General features: G+C 69.3%; 16 protein-coding genes, 3 tRNA genes and 1 pseudogene. 10 read left to right on the forward strand and 10 right to left on the reverse strand.

Features of this window, described 5'->3' with window-relative positions; genetic code table 11:
• Positions 1-47: 47 nt before the first annotated feature.
• The 4 genes from ACGFH9_RS22050 to ACGFH9_RS22065 form a co-directional block, all read right to left on the reverse strand.
• Positions 48-848, reverse strand: coding sequence for a BTAD domain-containing putative transcriptional regulator (locus ACGFH9_RS22050; RefSeq protein WP_393222237.1), 801 nt, complete (start codon positions 846-848; stop codon positions 48-50).
• Positions 849-1,539: 691 nt separating this feature from the next.
• A complete protein-coding gene (xerC, locus tag ACGFH9_RS22055; RefSeq protein WP_393222240.1) occupies positions 1,540-2,748 on the reverse strand; it encodes a tyrosine recombinase XerC in 1,209 nt (402 codons plus the stop codon).
• A gap of 350 nt (positions 2,749-3,098) precedes the next feature.
• Positions 3,099-3,171: transfer RNA gene (locus ACGFH9_RS22060), tRNA-Arg, on the reverse strand.
• Between the two features lie 35 nt (positions 3,172-3,206).
• Positions 3,207-3,297, reverse strand: a tRNA-Ser gene (locus ACGFH9_RS22065).
• A gap of 238 nt (positions 3,298-3,535) precedes the next feature.
• Here ACGFH9_RS22065 and ACGFH9_RS22070 point away from each other — a divergent pair.
• Positions 3,536-4,837 carry a hypothetical protein gene (locus tag ACGFH9_RS22070; RefSeq protein ID WP_393222242.1) on the forward strand — a complete coding sequence of 434 codons (1,302 nt, stop codon included), beginning with the start codon at positions 3,536-3,538 and terminating at the stop codon, positions 4,835-4,837.
• Positions 4,838-4,841: 4 nt separating this feature from the next.
• Here ACGFH9_RS22070 and ACGFH9_RS22075 read toward each other — a convergent pair whose 3' ends face one another.
• A complete protein-coding gene (locus tag ACGFH9_RS22075) occupies positions 4,842-5,612 on the reverse strand; it encodes a CPBP family intramembrane glutamic endopeptidase (protein WP_393222245.1) in 771 nt (256 codons plus the stop codon).
• 144 nt (positions 5,613-5,756) lie between these two features.
• Between ACGFH9_RS22075 and ACGFH9_RS22080 the strand changes: the two genes are divergently transcribed.
• Positions 5,757-6,872: a globin domain-containing protein gene (locus tag ACGFH9_RS22080; protein WP_393222247.1), complete on the forward strand. Its 1,116-nt coding sequence runs from the start codon at positions 5,757-5,759 to the stop codon at positions 6,870-6,872.
• A gap of 87 nt (positions 6,873-6,959) precedes the next feature.
• On the opposite strand, the gene ACGFH9_RS22085 is transcribed toward ACGFH9_RS22080, so the two are convergent.
• Positions 6,960-8,486 carry a peptide deformylase gene (locus tag ACGFH9_RS22085; protein ID WP_393222249.1) on the reverse strand — a complete coding sequence of 509 codons (1,527 nt, stop codon included), beginning with the start codon at positions 8,484-8,486 and terminating at the stop codon, positions 6,960-6,962.
• 301 nt (positions 8,487-8,787) lie between these two features.
• On the opposite strand from ACGFH9_RS22085, the gene ACGFH9_RS22090 reads away from it, so the two are divergent.
• Positions 8,788-9,570: an IucA/IucC family C-terminal-domain containing protein gene (locus tag ACGFH9_RS22090; RefSeq protein ID WP_393222252.1), complete on the forward strand. Its 783-nt coding sequence runs from the start codon at positions 8,788-8,790 to the stop codon at positions 9,568-9,570.
• A 19-nt stretch (positions 9,571-9,589) separates the two neighbouring features.
• On the opposite strand, the gene ACGFH9_RS22095 is transcribed toward ACGFH9_RS22090, so the two are convergent.
• A complete protein-coding gene (locus ACGFH9_RS22095) occupies positions 9,590-11,416 on the reverse strand; it encodes a hypothetical protein (RefSeq protein WP_393222255.1) in 1,827 nt (608 codons plus the stop codon).
• 211 nt (positions 11,417-11,627) lie between these two features.
• On the opposite strand from ACGFH9_RS22095, the gene ACGFH9_RS22100 reads away from it, so the two are divergent.
• Entirely contained in the window at positions 11,628-12,338 is a 711-nt protein-coding gene (locus ACGFH9_RS22100) for a class I SAM-dependent methyltransferase (RefSeq protein ID WP_393222257.1), read from the forward strand.
• A 126-nt stretch (positions 12,339-12,464) separates the two neighbouring features.
• Here the strand turns inward: ACGFH9_RS22100 and ACGFH9_RS22105 are convergent, their stop codons facing one another.
• The gene (locus ACGFH9_RS22105) at positions 12,465-13,007 is read right to left on the reverse strand and encodes a YbhB/YbcL family Raf kinase inhibitor-like protein (RefSeq protein ID WP_393222260.1); all 543 of its coding nucleotides are present in this window, start codon (positions 13,005-13,007) and stop codon (positions 12,465-12,467) included.
• Positions 13,008-13,151: 144 nt separating this feature from the next.
• Between ACGFH9_RS22105 and ACGFH9_RS22110 the strand changes: the two genes are divergently transcribed.
• The 5 genes and pseudogenes from ACGFH9_RS22110 to ACGFH9_RS22130 all read left to right on the forward strand — a co-directional run bounded on the left by ACGFH9_RS22110 (position 13,152) and on the right by ACGFH9_RS22130 (position 14,899).
• A complete protein-coding gene (locus ACGFH9_RS22110) occupies positions 13,152-13,307 on the forward strand; it encodes a hypothetical protein (RefSeq protein WP_393222262.1) in 156 nt (51 codons plus the stop codon).
• Positions 13,308-13,378: 71 nt separating this feature from the next.
• Positions 13,379-13,567, forward strand: coding sequence for a low temperature requirement protein A (locus tag ACGFH9_RS22115; RefSeq protein WP_393222265.1), 189 nt, complete (start codon positions 13,379-13,381; stop codon positions 13,565-13,567).
• A gap of 57 nt (positions 13,568-13,624) precedes the next feature.
• Positions 13,625-13,879: pseudogene (locus ACGFH9_RS22120) on the forward strand (low temperature requirement protein A); the annotation flags it as partial.
• 283 nt (positions 13,880-14,162) lie between these two features.
• Positions 14,163-14,360 carry a hypothetical protein gene (locus tag ACGFH9_RS22125; protein WP_393222267.1) on the forward strand — a complete coding sequence of 66 codons (198 nt, stop codon included), beginning with the start codon at positions 14,163-14,165 and terminating at the stop codon, positions 14,358-14,360.
• The gene (locus ACGFH9_RS22130; protein ID WP_393222270.1) at positions 14,357-14,899 is read left to right on the forward strand and encodes a DUF6036 family nucleotidyltransferase; all 543 of its coding nucleotides are present in this window, start codon (positions 14,357-14,359) and stop codon (positions 14,897-14,899) included. Before ACGFH9_RS22125 ends, ACGFH9_RS22130 begins: the two co-directional genes overlap by 4 nt.
• Positions 14,900-14,914: 15 nt before the next feature.
• Here ACGFH9_RS22130 and ACGFH9_RS22135 read toward each other — a convergent pair.
• Positions 14,915-15,001: transfer RNA gene (locus ACGFH9_RS22135), tRNA-Ser, on the reverse strand.
• Positions 15,002-15,356: 355 nt separating this feature from the next.
• Between ACGFH9_RS22135 and ACGFH9_RS22140 the strand changes: the two genes are divergently transcribed.
• Positions 15,357-16,334: an NAD(P)H-quinone oxidoreductase gene (locus ACGFH9_RS22140; RefSeq protein WP_393222272.1), complete on the forward strand. Its 978-nt coding sequence runs from the start codon at positions 15,357-15,359 to the stop codon at positions 16,332-16,334.
• Here ACGFH9_RS22140 and soxR read toward each other — a convergent pair.
• The gene (gene soxR, locus ACGFH9_RS22145) at positions 16,317-16,772 is read right to left on the reverse strand and encodes a redox-sensitive transcriptional activator SoxR (RefSeq protein ID WP_393222275.1); all 456 of its coding nucleotides are present in this window, start codon (positions 16,770-16,772) and stop codon (positions 16,317-16,319) included. The two genes, ACGFH9_RS22140 and soxR, sit on opposite strands and share 18 nt — an antisense overlap.
• Positions 16,773-16,820: the final 48 nt, after the last annotated feature.

Below are 16,820 nucleotides of genomic sequence, written 5' to 3' on the forward strand. Positions count from 1 at the left end.
ACGCCGACACCAAGCACGAGCCAGACGAGCCCACTACGCCCGCCGACTCACCATCGAACTCCAACCATGATCACGAACGGCGGCTGCCGTACTAGGTGGCGGAGTTGGTGTGGAGGGTGCTCGACGCGCAGGATCCGGCGGTGCAGTTCGCGCAGTTGCCGTCCTGGCTCAACGCCGAGATCTCGGAGGAGCGTCGTCCTCGTGGTTTCGTAGAGGTGCAGCGCCTCGGCCTGTCTGCCTGCTCGATATAGGGCGGTCATGAGGCTGCTGACAAGAGCCTCACGGGCCGGATGCTGATCGACGACGTTGGCCAGTTCGCTGATGACACGCAAGTGTTGTCGCCTGGCCAACTGAGCCGCGGCCCGTGTCTCAAGGCAGGTGAACCATAGATCGATCAGTGGACCGCCGAGACGTTGGCGTGCCACGTCGTCGGTTAGGTCAGCGAGGAGCGGTCCGCGCCAGAGTGCCAAGGCTTGATCGAGGATATGCACCTGTTCGCGGGGGTCCGGTGTGAGAAAGGCCCGTTTCGCAATGTCGCCGAAGTTCGCAGCATCGATGCGATGGCCCTCCGTCCGCAGGAGGTAGCGATCGCCTCTGGTGACGATCTGGACCCCGTAGGGTGCCAAATCACTTCGGACTCTGTTGACGTAAGTCTGGACGGCGCTACGCGCCGACCTCGGCGTTTGGCTGGCCCACAGCACCTCGAAGATGCGTTCCATGGAGACCAGGCGATCTGCGTCGATGAGCAGGGTGGCGAGGACGAGGCGCTCTTGGCGGCGCCGCCGCCCGAGCTGCACAAGCTTCCCGTCGTCGATCGCCTCAAACGGCCCAAGTATGCGAAATTCCATATCGCCACAAGGCTATAGCTCGGTCAGGACGGACCGTCCCGGCAGCCCGTCAGGCTAGCGTCGGCATCCGCAAGAAAGAGAGAGCTGCCAGAGTCAAGGGCAGGCACCAACGCGAAGAGGACCTCGGCATAGGTGGACATCGCCGATAGTCCGCCCGCACCATAGGCCCGCTCGACCCCCCAACACGCATCCACATCAGCTGCTCAACGCGTTGATCAACAACTACTCAACGCATCGGTGAAGCTGCAACCCGTCGAAGATTTCGGTGCTTGAGCGGTGATCGAGAACCAGCGGGATCGATCTGGACCTCGAAAGAAGTTATGAATGCCACGGTCAGCCACGGCAGTGGAGTCGCGACGCCTCAAGATCGGCCCTAGTCAGTACGATCGCGACTCAACCTGTTGAACCGGCCAGGGAGCCCGGACGGCAGCACCATTTGCGATCGCACGCAGGGTCATCTGCCGCCTACGTGACGATGGAAAGGGCGGCATGGCAGAAGGCCGGCTTCAGCTTTCAGCTGCTGCACCCGCCGCGCGGCCGGCACTCGGGGGCGGCAACAACGACGATCTCGTCAGACAGACGCCAAGGCGGAAGAGGTGAGGCCGAGGAACAGGACCGGAGCTCGGATCAAACCCGCAAGGCACGGACGTTGTTCCTCGTTCGAGGCCTCACCAGCCCGGACGCGACCATTTCAGGCCTGAGAAGCGCTACCAAAGGACAGGCGGCGGCGACCGACGTGCGAGAGGAGCAGCTCTGCTGCCGCACGGACCGAAGCTTGCGCCAAGCTCTTGATCACGCACGCATAGATCTCGATGGTGGTGATCGGCGTTGAATGCCCTAGCTTTTCCTGGATGACCTTCAGGTCCGATCCTGAGGCCAGAGCGATACCCGTTGCGCCGTGCCGCAAATCGTGCAGGCGCACCGGTGGAAGCCCCAACTCCTCTACCAAGCGGGCAAAGCGCCGGGTCAGCCAGTCAGGACGGACGACGCGCCCGTTCGCGTGCCGGAACATCCGCGCCTTCGGCGACGGCGATCCGAACCGGCGCCGCTGTTCGTTCCACAGTGCCCGCAGCACCTCGACGGTGAACTCGTCAAGCTCGATGACACGCACTCCGGCTGCTGACTTCGGAGGCCCCGTGATCTCCATCCCGCGCAGGACGATGACCTGTTCCCGAACCGTCAGCCGCCCCGCCGCCAGGTCGACATCCTCCCAGCGCAGTCCCGCTACTTCACCCCGACGCAGGCCATGCAGCGCCACCAGCCACCACAGTGCGAACATCGGGTCGTTGCGCGTCGACTCGAGGAACTTGCCCACGTGCGGCAGGTCCCATACGGCAACCCGAGGCCTGATCCCGGTCTCACGCCAGACTTCCTCGTGATCGTCGTCCCACAACACAGCCCGCGGCCGGGCACCATTAGGAAGCCGTAGCCCCCGCGCTGGATTCGAGTTGGTCTTGAGAACGCCTCGTCGCCGCGCTTCGGACAGGGCGCTGCGGAGTACCGCGCGGATACGGTCCAGCGTGCCCGGCGAGAGCGTGTGCCCCCCTGCCGTGCGTTGGCGAGCTATGGAGTCCATCGCTCGTTGAAGGTGCCGAGTCCGCAACTCAGGCATACGGAGCTTGCTCACCTTGGGGAGCAGGTGATTTTTCACGATGCTGCGGTAGTTCATCAGGGTTGTAGGGCGCAGCTGACCGTCCAACTCCGACAGCCAGTACTCCAACCAGCGTCCCAACGTCCACCACTCAGAGGCAGCCTGCGCGTCGGGCAACTGGAGGAACTCCCAGGAGGCACGCTCCGCCTCCCAACTGCTGCGGAAGCCGCCCCTGCGGATACGTACTCGCCGATCGTCCAGGTTAGTTACCTGGACGGCGAAGTACCAGCGGCCATGATCCAGCTCCACGCGAAGGGGACACCGCGCCCCAAGCTGTTGCTTCGTCTGCTCGCACCGGCACCCGCAGCGCCTGTACACCTGACCGGCCTTGCTCTTGGACATCAGCTCCACCACCGCACCGAGACAAGGTAGGCGGTAAGCAACAAGACGACGGGTCGGCCGATCGGGTGATCTCAATACGACAAACGGCGGATTCGCCTGACCCGAAGTAGGATCTGCGCGAATCCGCTGCGTTCTGACCAAAAGGCCAGGTCAACGGCTTGACCAGGGCCTCCGACGTGGGTCACAAACGTGACCCACACATGACCCACAGAGATCAACAACACCAAGATGAAGTTGAATATTGCCTGGTCAAACAGTGCGCCCGAAGGGACTCGAACCCCTAACCTTCTGATCCGTAGTCAGATGCTCTATCCATTGAGCTACGGGCGCTCGTGCTAAGCCAGCATACACACCCGGCTTTCGCGCGGAGACTCCGGGATTCGAACCCGGGAGGGGCTTTAAGACCCCAACCGCATTAGCAGTGCGGCGCCATAGACCAGACTAGGCGAAGTCTCCCTGGTGGCCCGCAGACCACCGCGCCCGAGGATACAGGTCGGCACCCACCGGGGGCAAAACGACTTCCGGGGTACGCCGACCGAGGCACGCCGCCACGGTATTTCCCCGCTGTGCGGCGACGTGATCGGGACTACGCTCCATCGATATGCAGGAGCAGCCGCCCAGCGAACCGACCCGCCAAGAGCCTGCTGAGCGTACGCGTCGGCGCCCGGCGCGGGCCACGTTCACGCCGCCGCAGGTGACCGAGCAGTCCGCCGAGACCGCGCCTGCGGCACCGGCGAGCCCGCGTCCCCGCCGAGCCAAGGCGGCACCGGTGATCTTCCAGCCACCGGAGCCGGACCGGCCCTTGCCTCGACAGCCGACGCCCGCCCCCGCCGACGCGGAGAGCACCCCGGCCGAACCGCCCGCCGTCGAGAACGCGGCGCAGGCCGGCCCGGTGCAGGAACCGACGGTCCAGCCACCGAGGAAGCGGGCTCCCCGACCGCGCAAGACCGCCACCAGCACGGCTGCCGTCGCACCGACACCACCCCCGCCAGCGCCGGCCGTCCCGGATGCGACGCCTGCCACACCCGAACCGGCCGAGACCACGCCGATCCCTCGCAAGCGCGCCACGCCCACCCGCGCCACGCCCACCCGCGCCACGACCCCGAGCAGGAAGACCCCGGGCAAGGCAACCTCGCGCTCGACGACCCAGGACAAGCCGACTCCGGACCCAGCCACGCCGCCCGGGTCCACCCCGCGCGAGGTAACACCGGAGAGGGCCACCCCGCGCAGTGCCGCCACGGCGAAGGCGGGTGCACCCGCGGTCGCACCGGCGCCCACGCCAGAAGCGACTTCCGCGATCACCCCCCAGCCGGCCGCAGCGGCGGTCTCATCGGCTGACCCAGAGGCGGCTTCACCTCGTACCCCGGAACCGGACTTGCGGGCCGTGGCCGTTCGCCTACGCGACCACCCCGGCTTCGCTCCGGAGTTGCTGGCGCTGGAGGCGGTCCGGACGCTCGGTCCGGGCGCCGCCGAGTGGGCGCGGCGGCTGCGGGACCGCTACCCGGACGCTTCGGCGGACGGTCTGGCCCGCCTGGCGACCCGGCGGTACGTGCGGGCGGCGGGGGTGGGAGGGGCTGCGGCGGCGCTGGCGGGGCTCTTCGCGCCGTTGGCGGAGCTGGTGTCGGTGCTGTGGACCCAGTCGAACCTGGTGCTGCACCTGGCGGCGGCCTACGGCCGGAACCCGTCGCACCCCGATCGGGCCGAGGAGTTGCTGGTGTTGACCCAGGTGCATCCGGACGCGGCGAGCGCGCGGGCGGCGCTGGCCGGTGCGCGGGAGGCCGGCGATCCGGTGGAGGGGACGTGGCCGAGGGCTGCGGAGGCCGCGTGGCGGCTGGCCGCGCCGCTCACCGCGCAGGCCGGCGGCTGGGTGGCGCTGCGGTTGGCGTCCCGGCTGGTGCCGGGCGCGGCCGTGGTGGCCGCCACGTTGGGCGACGCGGCGGCGGCCGACCGGCTGGCGGCGCGGGCGGTGGCCGCCTACCGGACGAGCTGGCGCTGACCCGTCACAGCCAGTCGAACCATTCCCGGGGCAGCGACGCGTAGCCGACGAAGGCGACCACGTCGAGCACGGTGTGCGCGATGACCAGGGGCATCACCCGGCGGGTACGCAGGTAGAAGAGGCTGAACACGACGCCCATCACCGCGTTGCCGACGAACGCGCCGAAGCCCTGGTAGAGGTGGTAGGAGCCGCGCAGCAGCGCGCTGGCCGCGATGATCGCGGCCAGCCGCCACTGGAGCTGGCGCAGCCGGGTGACCAGGTAGCCGACCACGATCACCTCCTCCAGCACGGCGTTCTGCACGGCGGCGAGGATCAGCACCGGGATCGCCCACCAGACCTTCGGCAGCGCCGCCGGCACCAGCGTGGCGTTGAGGCCGAGGTGCGCCGCCACCCAGAACAGGGCCAGGCCGGGCAGGCCGATCAGCGCGGCCAGGCCGGCGCCGCGCGCCAGATCCTGGCCGGGCCGCCGCGCGTCCAGGCCGAGGGTCCGCGCCGGGTCGCCGGGGTCCCGACTGAGCAGGTGTACGGCGAGCAGCACCGGAAGCAGCGCGAACACGATGCCGAGGAGCTGGTACGTCAGGTCCAGCCAGGGGCGGGCCGACGCGGAGGTGTTCAGTGACGCGGTCTGCTTGGACAGCGGCCCCTCGGCGGTCAGCTTCGCGATGATCGAGACCACCGCGTAGACGGCGGACTGGCCAAGGGACAGGCCAAGGACCAGCAACGTTTCGGTCCCCAGCAGCCGGCGGGACACCGGGCGGGTCAGCTCAACGGTCACCGCACCACTGTGCCCGACGGACGGCATGGCAGGCAGCACCGATCGGTCGGCATGAACCGATCGCACATTCTGTGCGACCGATGTGCACGCTCCGTGGAGATTCTATCGGTGCCCGATCCGCTGTCGTCTGGAGAAGGAGCACCGGTGGACAACGTCGCACGGTTGCTGAAGGAGAGCTGGACCCTGGTCGAGGAGGACCGGGAGCGGCTGACCGGGCACTTCTACGCTCGGGTGTTCCTGCTCGACCCCGCTCTACGGCAGCTCTTCCCGGTGCAGATGACCGGCCAGGGTGACCGCCTGCTGGAAGCGATCATCACGGCGATCCACACCGTGGGCGATCCGGAGAGCTTCGACGAGTTCCTGCGCGCGCTGGGCCGCGACCACCGCAAGTACCACGTCGACGACCGGCACTACGCCACGATGGGCGTCGCGCTGCTCGACGCGCTGCGCAGCACGGCCGGCGACGGCTGGAACCTGGAGTACGACCAGGCGTGGCGGGACGCGTACGCGGCCATCGCGGCGAAGATGGTCGCCGGGGCGGCAGACGACGACAACCCGCCGTTCTGGCACGCCGAGGTGCTGACGCACGAGCGCCACGGCCCGGACATCGCCGTGCTGACCTGCCGGGCCCTGCAACATCCACTGCCCTGGCAGGCGGGCCAGTACGTGAGCCTGGAACTGCCCCGCTTCCACCCGAGAGTGTGGCGGAACTACTCGGTGGCGAACGCTCCGAACGACGACAACGTGCTGGAGTTCCACGTACGGAGCCCCGGCGCGGGATGGGTGTCCGGCGCGCTGGTCCGGCGGGTGCGGCCCGGGCAGCTGCTGCGCCTGGCGGCGCCGATGGGGTCGATGACCCTGGACCGCTCCTCCGAGCGGGACATCCTCTGCGTGGCCGGCGGCGTCGGGCTCGCGCCGATCAAAGCGCTGGTGGAGGAGTTGGCCACCTACAACCGGACGCGGTGGGTGCACGTCTTCTACGGCGCCCAGCAGGCGTCCGACCTGTACGGGCTGGCCGGTTTTCAGGACCTGGTGGCGGCACACCCGTGGTTGTCGGTCACCGCGGCGTGCAGCGACGACCCGGACTTCGACGGCGAGCTGGGCGACATCGCGGACGTGGTGGCCCGGTACGGCCCGTGGACGACCCACGACTGTTACGTATCCGGGTCGGCGCAGATGGTCCGCTCGACCCTGCAGGTGCTGGCCGCCGACGAGGTACCACCGCCGAACATCCGCTACGACACGTTCGGCGATCTCTAGACGTTCCTCCCCCCACACCGGGGCGCGTGCCCCTGCCCCCTGGGGCGCGCGCCCCGGTCCCCCTCCCTGAGTCAGTAGCACCAGGTCTCAGTAGCGCCAGGGGCGCCCGGTCTCGCGGTACTCCTCGACCGGCACCAGCGGCACGCCGGGTGCCATCCGGTCGACGTAGAGCCGGCCCTGTAGGTGGTCGATCTCGTGCGCGACGAGCCGGGCCATGCCGAACTCGAACGACGTGATGATCCGACTGCCGTCCCACTGGGCGTGTTCGACGTCGAGTCGCAGCGGGCGGGGCACCAGACCTCGGTGGTCGAAGAAGGAGAGGCACCCCTCGTACTGCTCGTCGGTCTCCGGGTCGGCGTCGACCACCCGGGGGTTGAGCAGGACGACCGGTTCCGCCGAGCGGTCGGGGGGCCGGACGACGGCGGCGGCCCGGCCGATGCCGAGCTGCGGTGCGGCGATGCCCACTCCCTTGCTGAACGGGTGCAGCTCGTCGAGCCGGGACAGCGCCATGGTGAGGCGCTCCACGATGCCCCGGGCCACCTGCTCCTCGCCGGGCAGGTCGAACTGTCGAACCGGCTGGCGGAGGAGATCGTCGCCGCGCTGCACGATGCCGATCCCGCGCATCCGGTCGCTGGGGCGGACCCGGGTGCTGCCGGTGCCGGCGTCCGGGTCGGTGTCCGGCCGAGCCCGGAAACGCCACTGCATCCGGTAGCGGGCGTTGAGCGGCGGGTCGTCGGTCTGCCAGCCGAAGATCGCCCGGTCGTCCTCGTCGTGTCGCTGCGGGGCGGTCCGCAGCGGGCCCTCCTCCGCGGAGAGCGAGGTCTCCACGCCCCAGACCTGCGGGTCGAGCGCCGCCGGCAGATCCAGGCGTACGGCGAGGTGCCGGGTGGGCAGCCGGACGGCCCGCTGGAACCAGGGGCCCCACTTCTCGTGTCCGACGCTGTACGCGTACTCGATGCTGGTCCGGTCGCCGGGGTAGAGCGGGAACCGGCGTTCGCTGTTCTCGAAGAGGAGCCAGATCTCCTTGAACGCGTCCCGGTCGTGTTTCGCCCGCCAGTGCATCGGCTCCGGATCGCCGGTGCCGTCGTCGCGTCGGGCCTGTAGTTGCAGTTCGGCGAAGGTGAGCGGGTGCGCCCGGTGGTGCCGGTTGGAGCGACCGGGATCGTTCGGATAGCGGTCGACCGCCACGCGTACGAGGTAGCGGGTGACCGGGTCGGTGCCCGCGTTGTACAGCTCGCGGTGGATGACGCACCGGTAGCCGTTGTCGGTGTGGATGAGGGTGGCCAGTTCCCGCTCCACCACCAGGCCGGTGCCGGGGGGAAGCCACTGGCCGGGCAGCGCAGGCTCGCGCTGCGGATGGCCGGAGCGGGCGTGCCGGAGGTCGTCGTACTCCCGGAAACGCTGCCAGATCGCGCCGCTGGCCTCCAGGACGGCCTCGGCACGGCGGGCGAAATCCTCGGTCGGGCGGTGTCGACGGCCCTCGACGTGACTCACGTAGGACGGGTCGAAGCCCATCAGCACGGCCAGTTGCTTCTTGGAGAGGCCCCGCCCGGCACGCTGCCGGGCAAGCTCGGCCGCAAAGGACTCGGCAGCCCGTTCGAGGGGTGAGGTCATCGGCTTCCTCGCGGCCGGGAGTATCAGTTTCACGTTCCGTGGCCAGACGCACACTTGACTGGCATGTTCCCGACACACTGCTTGACATCTCGTGCCGAGCGTCGACGAGGCCCCGGATCGCGGTACGCGGTCCGGACCTCCCCGTCTGCCCGGATACGGCTGCCCCTGTCGCTCGGATTACAGCGACTCGCGTATACCGACGGGCGTGGTTAGGCTAGCCTTAGCTTCGGACGGCATCTGGCCGTCCGCCGGGGCACGCTTCCGGCCACTCGGACGGGGGACGGCTCAGGTGACAGCGGTGATGCCGAGGCGGGACGTGGCCGCCACGCCGCTCGCGCCCGTCACCGCCGCGCTACGGGCGATGTTCGGCACCGACGACCTTCCCGGGCTCGCCCGGGGCCTGCTCGTCGACGACGAGTTCGGCTGGGCGCCCGCCACCACCCTGATCGACGGCACCCGCCTGCCGGAGCTGCTGCGCGCGGCGAGCGTCCGCTGGGGCGGCACGCCGCACGCCTGCGCCGCGCTGGCCTGGAAGTCGTACAGCTACTGGACGGCGCTGCCGGTCGTGCTCGGTTGGGCCTCGGCCCGCCGGGTGCCGCTGCTCGACCCCTCCGACGTGCTGATCCACTTCGAGGACCACCGCCCACTGATCACGCTGGGCCTGCGCCACGGCACCACCGTGGCGGTGCTGCCGAGCGACCCGCTGGCGCTGTCCGGCCTGCCGCAGGTACGCGTCGTCGCCGGCGAGGCGGAGCTGCTGGCCGCGCTGCGCGCCTCACTGCTCGACGCCCACCTCGCTCCGCTGATCGCGGCGATCCAGGCGGAGGTACGGGTGGGCACCAGGACGCTGCTCGGTTCGGTCGCCTCCGGCATCGCGCACGGCGTCCTGCGCGCCGCGGACGGGCTGCCCGGCTCGACGGTGGAGAGCATCGACACCCTGCTCGGCGCGCTCGACCTGGCCGACCTTGTCGAGCTGGTCCCCGGCCCGACCGGCGAGCCCAGCGTCCAGCGCCGCACGTGCTGCCTGGCCTTCACACTGCCCAGCCCCAAGGTCTGCCAGGGCTGCTGCGTCCGACAGGGCTGACCGGGCGCGATCCCGCCGATCAGTCGGTCAACGGTCGGACGTCCCACACCCAGACGCCGCCGGTGAAGGTCGGTTGGATACCGGTCAGCTCGGTCATCCCACGGCGCAACTCCATCTCGTGCTCGTGCGGTCCGAGGATCACCACGCCGGCTCGCCAGTAGCGCAGGTCGTCGACCGCCTTGACCCGACTCTGCGGCGTGATCGGCGGCACCGCGCCGGTGCGCCGGATGGTGGCGAAGAAACTGCTGGTGGGCCGGGGCGGCGCGGTGAACAGCGCGACCTTCGGCGGCTGAGCGCTCGGGCGGGTGTCCGGGCCGAGGAAGTAGCCCCGGGCCAGCGGCATGTCCAGCCGGGTCGCGGCCGACCAGCGCAGCGGCTCCGCGTAGTTGGTGTCCGGCAGCGGCAGGGTCACCACACTGCGCCCACCAGCCACGTACGGCCGCCATGCCCCACTGGTCACGAAGGTGGGGACCGGGTCCAGCTGGACCACGGGCAGCGGGGTCGGCAGGATCGGCAGCAGGGCCATCGTCAGCACGGTCGCGGTGGCGAAGCGGATCTGCGGTCGGGCGGCCGGACGTGTACCGGCCAACTCCCGGGCACGCTCGGCGCCGTAGGCGAGCAGCACCCCGACGATCGGAGTGATCGCCAGCGCCCACCGGGTCGGCACCACCGAGTGCAGGATCGGCAGGTTTTCCAGCGCCGCCCAGGGCCCGGGCACGCCAGTGCCGCGCCCGTCGAAGCGGATCTCCCGGCCGAGCGAGAGCACGGTGAAGAGCAGCCCGAGCCCGGCCAGCGCGAGCACCACCGCCGACCGCCGCAGCCACCAGACGAGGGCGACCACCAGCACGAGCAGCGACCAGCCGAAGAAGCTGTTCTCCTCGGTCGGGTTCTTGGCCAGGCCCGCGGCGGTGCGCGGGCTGCCGGCCAGCGACTCCCGGGAGTACGCCACGAACGACGCGAGGTCGCTGGAGTAACCACGGATCAGGCTGGACAGCCCGGAGTAGGCGCCGGGTCCGAAGAACTGCACATACAGCGGGTACGCGAGCAGCAGGCCGGCGACCACGGCGGTGACGGCGAGGCCGGCGAGGAAGGGTCGGATCCGTGACCGCAGAGCGGGGCGAGCGAGGGCCAGCACCCCGACGATCACCCCGATCCCGATGGCGGTCATCAGCAGGATCTCCAGATTGAGGAACGCCTGCCAGACGATCACCAGCGCGAGCAGCACACCGTTACGCAGCCAGCGGCCGGCGTCGGCGAGCCGCAGCGTGCGCCAGATGATCAGTGGGACGACGAACTGCGACACGATGTTCGGGTGCCCGTTGGCGTGCGAGACCATGGCCGGTGCGAACGCGCAGAAGCCGGCACCGAGCCAGGCCGGCCCCCGGCTCCGGACCAGGACCCGGGAGAGCAGGAAGTACCAGGCCGTGGCAGTGGCGATCATTCCGAGAGTGAGAAAGAGCAGGAATGCCGCACGTGGTCCGAACAGCAGGGTTATCGGCGTCATCGGTAATGAAATAGATAATACGGACGTATTTGCCATCAGGTTGACACCGTCCGGCACGTTCATCCGGTCCGAATGGAACGGGTACGCGAATTGCGTGACCACCCGCGCACCGTGCGCCATCATCCATTCGAACTGCGACTGGTCCGAGCGGTTGTCGCGCACTCCACTGCCCGGGTTCCACCAGAGACGCCCGGTGACCCAGAAGCCGAGCACCACGAAGCTCAGCACGACCGCCAGATCGACCCACTTCCCGTTGCGGCGCAACCGATCACCGCCGGGCTCCTCCGCCTGCGATGCGGTGGTCGGGCCGTCGCCGGGAGCGTCCGATTCGGGAGTAGTCATGACAATTCATAGGGTAGTCAGCGTATGAGGGTGCCGTGACATGTTTCGGGGTACTGCCGTACTATGTGCCGGGTTCGCCGACCGCCGATCACGTGCCCACCCCCCGACCGCAATTCGGCCAACCGCTCCCCCGTTTCCTTCGCCATCCAAGCGGATGATTCACTCTGTCGGTCCAGGCACGGGTCGAGTTCATATCGTGAGGAATCGACGCATGGCAGAAATCACTGGGGATCAGCGCGTCCAGTCCGAGGTGCTGGAAGGCCTGGCGACGGCCGTGAACCACCGTCGTTGGTTCGTCGAACTGGCGGTGCCGTACCTCGGTGACGACCCCATCGAGATCGGCAGCGGCCTCGGCGACTACGCGCTGGAATGGTCGCAGCGACTGCCCCGGTTCACCGCCACCGAGGCCGACCCCGACCGGCTCGTGCAGCTCAAGGAGCGGCTGTCCGCCCAGCCGGGCATCGACGTCCGGCAGATGCTGCTACCGCACAGCGACCGGGGCAACTACAGCGCCGCCGTCTCGTACAACGTCCTGGAGCACATCGACGACCACGTGGGCGCGCTGCGGAGCATGCGCGACCTGGTCCGACCCGCCGGTGCGGTGATCATCATCGTGCCCGCGTTCCAGTTCGCCATGAGCCCCGCCGACATCGCCACCGGCCACGTCCGCCGCTACACGAAGAAGACGCTCGCTGCGGCGATGACCGAGGCCGGCCTGACGGTGGAGAAAATCCACTACGCCAACGCGCTCGGGTTGATCGGTTACTTCATGGCCACCAAGGTCTTCCGCCTGATGCCGAAGGAAGGCCCCATGGTCAAGGTCTACGACACCCTGGTCCTCCCCGCCACCAAGGCCGCCGAACAGGTCGTCCGCCCCCCGTTCGGCCAGTCCGTCTTCGCAGTGGCCCGAGTCCCGGCCTGACCCACGCACCCCCCACCCACCCCCACCCTCCCTCCGCCGATCTTGCACTTTCGGTCGTCGACTCGTCCCTTGTATGGGTTTCGTCGGCGCAGAAAGTGCAAGATCGGCGCGGCCAGGGGGCGAGGGTTACTCCTTGGTCTGGTGTGTTGGGCGGATTACCGCTCGCGCCAGGGTGTGGAAGGTCAGGTTGAAGCCGACGTAGGCCGGGCTCGCGTCCGGGGTCACATCCAGGCGGTCGACGTCGAGAGCGTGCACCGCGAAGACGTACCGGTGGGGGCGGTCACCGGGCGGCGGCGCCGCACCCCCGTAGCCCTGCGCGCCGTAGTCGTTGCGGACCGAGAACGCGCCCCCGAGATCGGTGCCCGCCGCGCCCCCGGCACCGGTGGGCAGCTGCGTGACGTCGACCGGCACGTTCACCAGCACCCAGTGCCAGAAGCCGCTGCCGGTCGGCGCGTCCGGGTCGTAGCAGGTGACGGTGAAGCTCTTGGTCTCGGCGGGGAAGTCCGACCAGGCCAGCTGCGGGGAGATGTTCTCACCGCCGGCGCTGCCGTGCGCGTGCCGGATGTCCATCGGCTCGCCGTTCTGCACATCGTCACTGGTCAGCGTGAACGAAGGGACGGTCGGCAGCAGCTCGTACGGGTCCGGGGCGATCGGTCGTTCCAGGGTCATCGGGACGGGTCCTTCCGGAGTGGGCAGATACCTGCCTCTTCATACCCCTTTCCACGCCGTGGAACGACCGATTGGTCGGGGTGTGCCGGATCACGGGGGCGGGCTAGGGTGGTGCCCCTGCAACGTCCCACGGGGGGGGAATCCTTGCTCAGCATCTGGCGAGACTTTCTGGTCGCCGTCGTCGGCGTCCTACGCAAGCCGGACGAGCAGGCGCTCGCAGAGGAGCGTCGACGCGCCGTCGAACGACTCGCCGACACGACGATCCGCGAGGCCCGACGGGACGAGCCCGAGGGGACATAGCCGCGGACCCACCGGGGCGACCAGGAGCCAGGCGCGGGACCGCTGCTGGTGCGTACGGTGAAGATGGCCTGATGGTGCGGCCAGTGGTCACGACGGAGACGCACCGACCGACACCGTTCGAGGTCTTCTTCGACCTGGTACTCGCCTTCGGGCTCATCCGGGCCACCTCCTTCATGAGCGAACGACCCGCGCCGGTGACCCTGGTGCAGGGACTGCTCGTCCTCATGCTGCTGTGGAACTCCTGGTTGGCCTACGCCTGACTGGGCAACTCCGTCCGGATCGACGTCGGGCCGATCTGCGCCGGCGTCACCGTGGCGATGGGTGCCATCTTCCTCATCGCGCTCGTCGTCCCCGAGGTCTGGGAGACCGGCCCCGGTACGAGGATGCCGCAGCTGACCCTGGTGGTGGCGTACGTCGTGGTGCGGGCGGTCCAGTTCAGTCTCTTCCACTGGGTGGCGTCCGACGAGCCCCGGATGCTCCGGACCGTCCGGCTCTACTCCCTCACCACCACGCTCTCCTTCATCCCGCTCGTCCTCGGCGCGGCATTCGGCGGCACTCCGCAGATCCTGCTGTGGGCGGGGGCGCTCGTCATCGACATGACCGGCGGCGTGCTCGCCCTACTGCAACCTCTGCGAGCGTGGCGAGCTTCCGTTCGTCAAGGTCGGCAAGCATCGGAGGATCAAGCGGGACCAGGTCGAGGCGCTGCTGCACCCCAGACCGGAACTGACTCGTGATCAGCTCAAGTCGCTGTGGCTGCACCAGGCGGTAGCGGGCAGTCTGGTCACCGACCCGGACGCCGTACTCAGTAAGGTTCGGGAGAATCTCGACCGACTCCTGCGGCAGCACCGAGGCACGATGACCGAGGTGTGGCTGAAGCGTTGGCAGGACAGGACCGACGATGGTGTCAACGCCGTTCTCAAGGCGCTGACCTCTGATGATCCGGAAGCGGTAGAGCTGAGACAGAACTCACCGTTCGCCGGGGTCCTGTCGCAGCCACAGCGCAAGAAGGTTCTTGAGTCCTTCACCCGCAGTGGCTGGGAGCGAGCGGCGTGAGACGCGAGCAACTGGAGCACGTCCTGCGGTCGGCGTGCCAGATCGTCGGAGATCTGGACGTCCTCGTCATCGGCAGCCAGTCCGTGCTGGGGGCGATCCCGGAGAGCAGACTTCCGCTGGAAGCCACCGCCTCCATGGAGGTTCACGTCGCATTCTTCGACGACCCGGACGACCACAAAGCAGACCAGGTCGACGGGGCAATCGGCGAGTTCTCCCTGTTCCACGAAACGAACGGCTACTACGCCCAGGGCGTGAGCGTGTCGACGGCGAGGCTGCCCGATGGGTGGCGGGATCGTCTGATCCTGGTGGAGTCCCGGAGCACCCAACCGGGGCGCGGCTACACGATCGAACCGCACGACTGCGTCGTGTCAAAGCTGGTAGCTGGCAGGGAGAAGGACCACGCCTTCGCCGACGCGCTGATCCGGGCCGGTCTCGTTGACCCAACGGTGGTCGCGGACCGGATTGAGATGGTCGACGTGCGTCCGCTGGTGCTGAAACGACTGAGAGATTGGATCGCGATCTACCTGCCGACAACCTGACGGCTGCCCAAGGGGCGGAGGGTGTGGGATTCGAACCCACGAAGACATCGCTGCCTTACCGGTTTTCAAGACCAGCGCCATCGGCCACTAGGCGAACCCTCCCGGACCACCACCCGCAGGTGCGCGGCCGTCAACAGTCTGCCACGACACGCGCCGGCCGGCTCGGCGTCCCCTCCCCGAAAAGCGCCGGCCAGGCGGCGGCTCCGGCGTCCACTGTGGCGTTGATCGACTCGGGTCCCTGGAAACCGGGGCGTCGCGTGCGCTGGGATGCCGCGATTTCGCGGAAGCCGAGTTGACCAAGCCTGCGGACCGCCCGACTTCGCGGAAGCCGAGTTGACCAAGCCTGCGGACCGCCCGACTTCGCGGCAGCCGAGTTGACCAAGCCGACCACGGCCGGACGAGCCGCCGCGCGAGGGGTGCGTCTGCGGCGCAGAGCGCGGCGGGTGAGACTGGAGTCATGCGAGCCATCACCGTTCCGCAGCCCGGTGGACCCGACGCGCTGGTCTGGGCCGAGGTCCCCGACCCCGAGCCCGGCCCGGGCGAGGTGATCGTCAGGGTGCGGGCCAGCGGGGTCAACCGCGCGGACCTGCTGCAACGGCAGGGGCACTATCCGCCGCCGCCGGGCGCGCCCGCGTACCTCGGCCTGGAGTGTTCCGGGGTGATCGACGCGATCGGCCCGGAGGTGACCGGGTGGGCTGTCGGCGAGGAGGTGTGCGCGCTGCTGGCCGGCGGCGGGTACGCCGAGCGTGTCGCGGTGCCCGCCGGGCAGTTGCTGCCCGTGCCGGCCGGCGTCGACCTGGTCGACGCCGCGGCGCTGCCGGAGGTGGCCTGCACGGTCTGGTCGAACGTGGTGGGGGTGGGCCGGCTCGACGCTGGCGACACGCTGCTGGTGCACGGCGGGGGAAGTGGGATCGGCACGTTCGCGATCCAGTTCGGGTCGGCGCTCGGTGCCACGGTGCTGGCGACCGCCCGCGCGACCAAGCATTCCCGGCTGCGCGAGTTGGGCGCGGCGCACACGATCGACTACGCGGAGCAGGACTTCGTCGAGGAGGTGCGCACGGCCACCGACGGTCATGGGGTGGACGTCATCCTCGACATCATGGGCGGGTCCTACCTGGGGCGGAACGTCGCCGCGCTGGCGACCGGCGGTCGGCTCGTGGTGATCGGGATGCAGGGTGGCCGCAAGGCCGAGCTGGATCTGGGCGCGTTGTTGACCAAGAGGGCCAGTGTGTCGGCGACCGCGCTGCGGTCCCGGCCGCTGGCCGAGAAGGCGGCGATCGTCCGGGGCGTACGCGACGAGGTGTGGCCGTTGGTCGCGGCCGGCGCGGTGTGGCCGGTGGTGGACCGGCGGCTGCCGATGGCCGAGGCGGCCGAGGCGCACCGCCTGGTCGAGTCGAGCGACCACGTCGGGAAGGTGCTACTCCGCCTCGGGTGAGGCGGGCGGCAGCATGAGGCGGGCGCCCGGACCCTGTGCGGCGAGGGTGTCGCCCGGGTTGTAGAGCATGCAGCGTTGCATCGACAGGCAGCCGCAGCCGATGCAGCCGTCGAGGTCGTCGCGGAGCTTGGTGAGGAGTCGGATCTTCTCGTCGAGCCGGCTGCGCCAGCTGGCGGAGAGGCGCTCCCAGTCCTGCGGGCTGGGGGTGCGGCTCCCGGGCAGCGATTCGAGCGCGTCGCGGATCTCGTCGAGCGAGACGCCGACCTGCTGGGAGATCCGGATGAAGGCGACCCGCCGCAGCTCGGCGCGGGCGTAGCGGCGCTGGTTTCCGCCGGTGCGGTCGGCGCGGATCAGGCCGAGCCGCTCGTAGTAACGCAGCGCGGACGGCGCCACCCCGGAGCGTACGGACAGCTCACCGATCGTCAACGCGTCCTGCATCACCGGGTCCTCGAATTGAAGTGGACTTCAATTCGAGGTTACCGGTGC

Origin of the sequence: Micromonospora sp. NPDC049102 (assembly GCF_043197485.1) — a bacterium.
Classification (GTDB): Bacteria; Actinomycetota; Actinomycetes; order Mycobacteriales; family Micromonosporaceae; genus Micromonospora.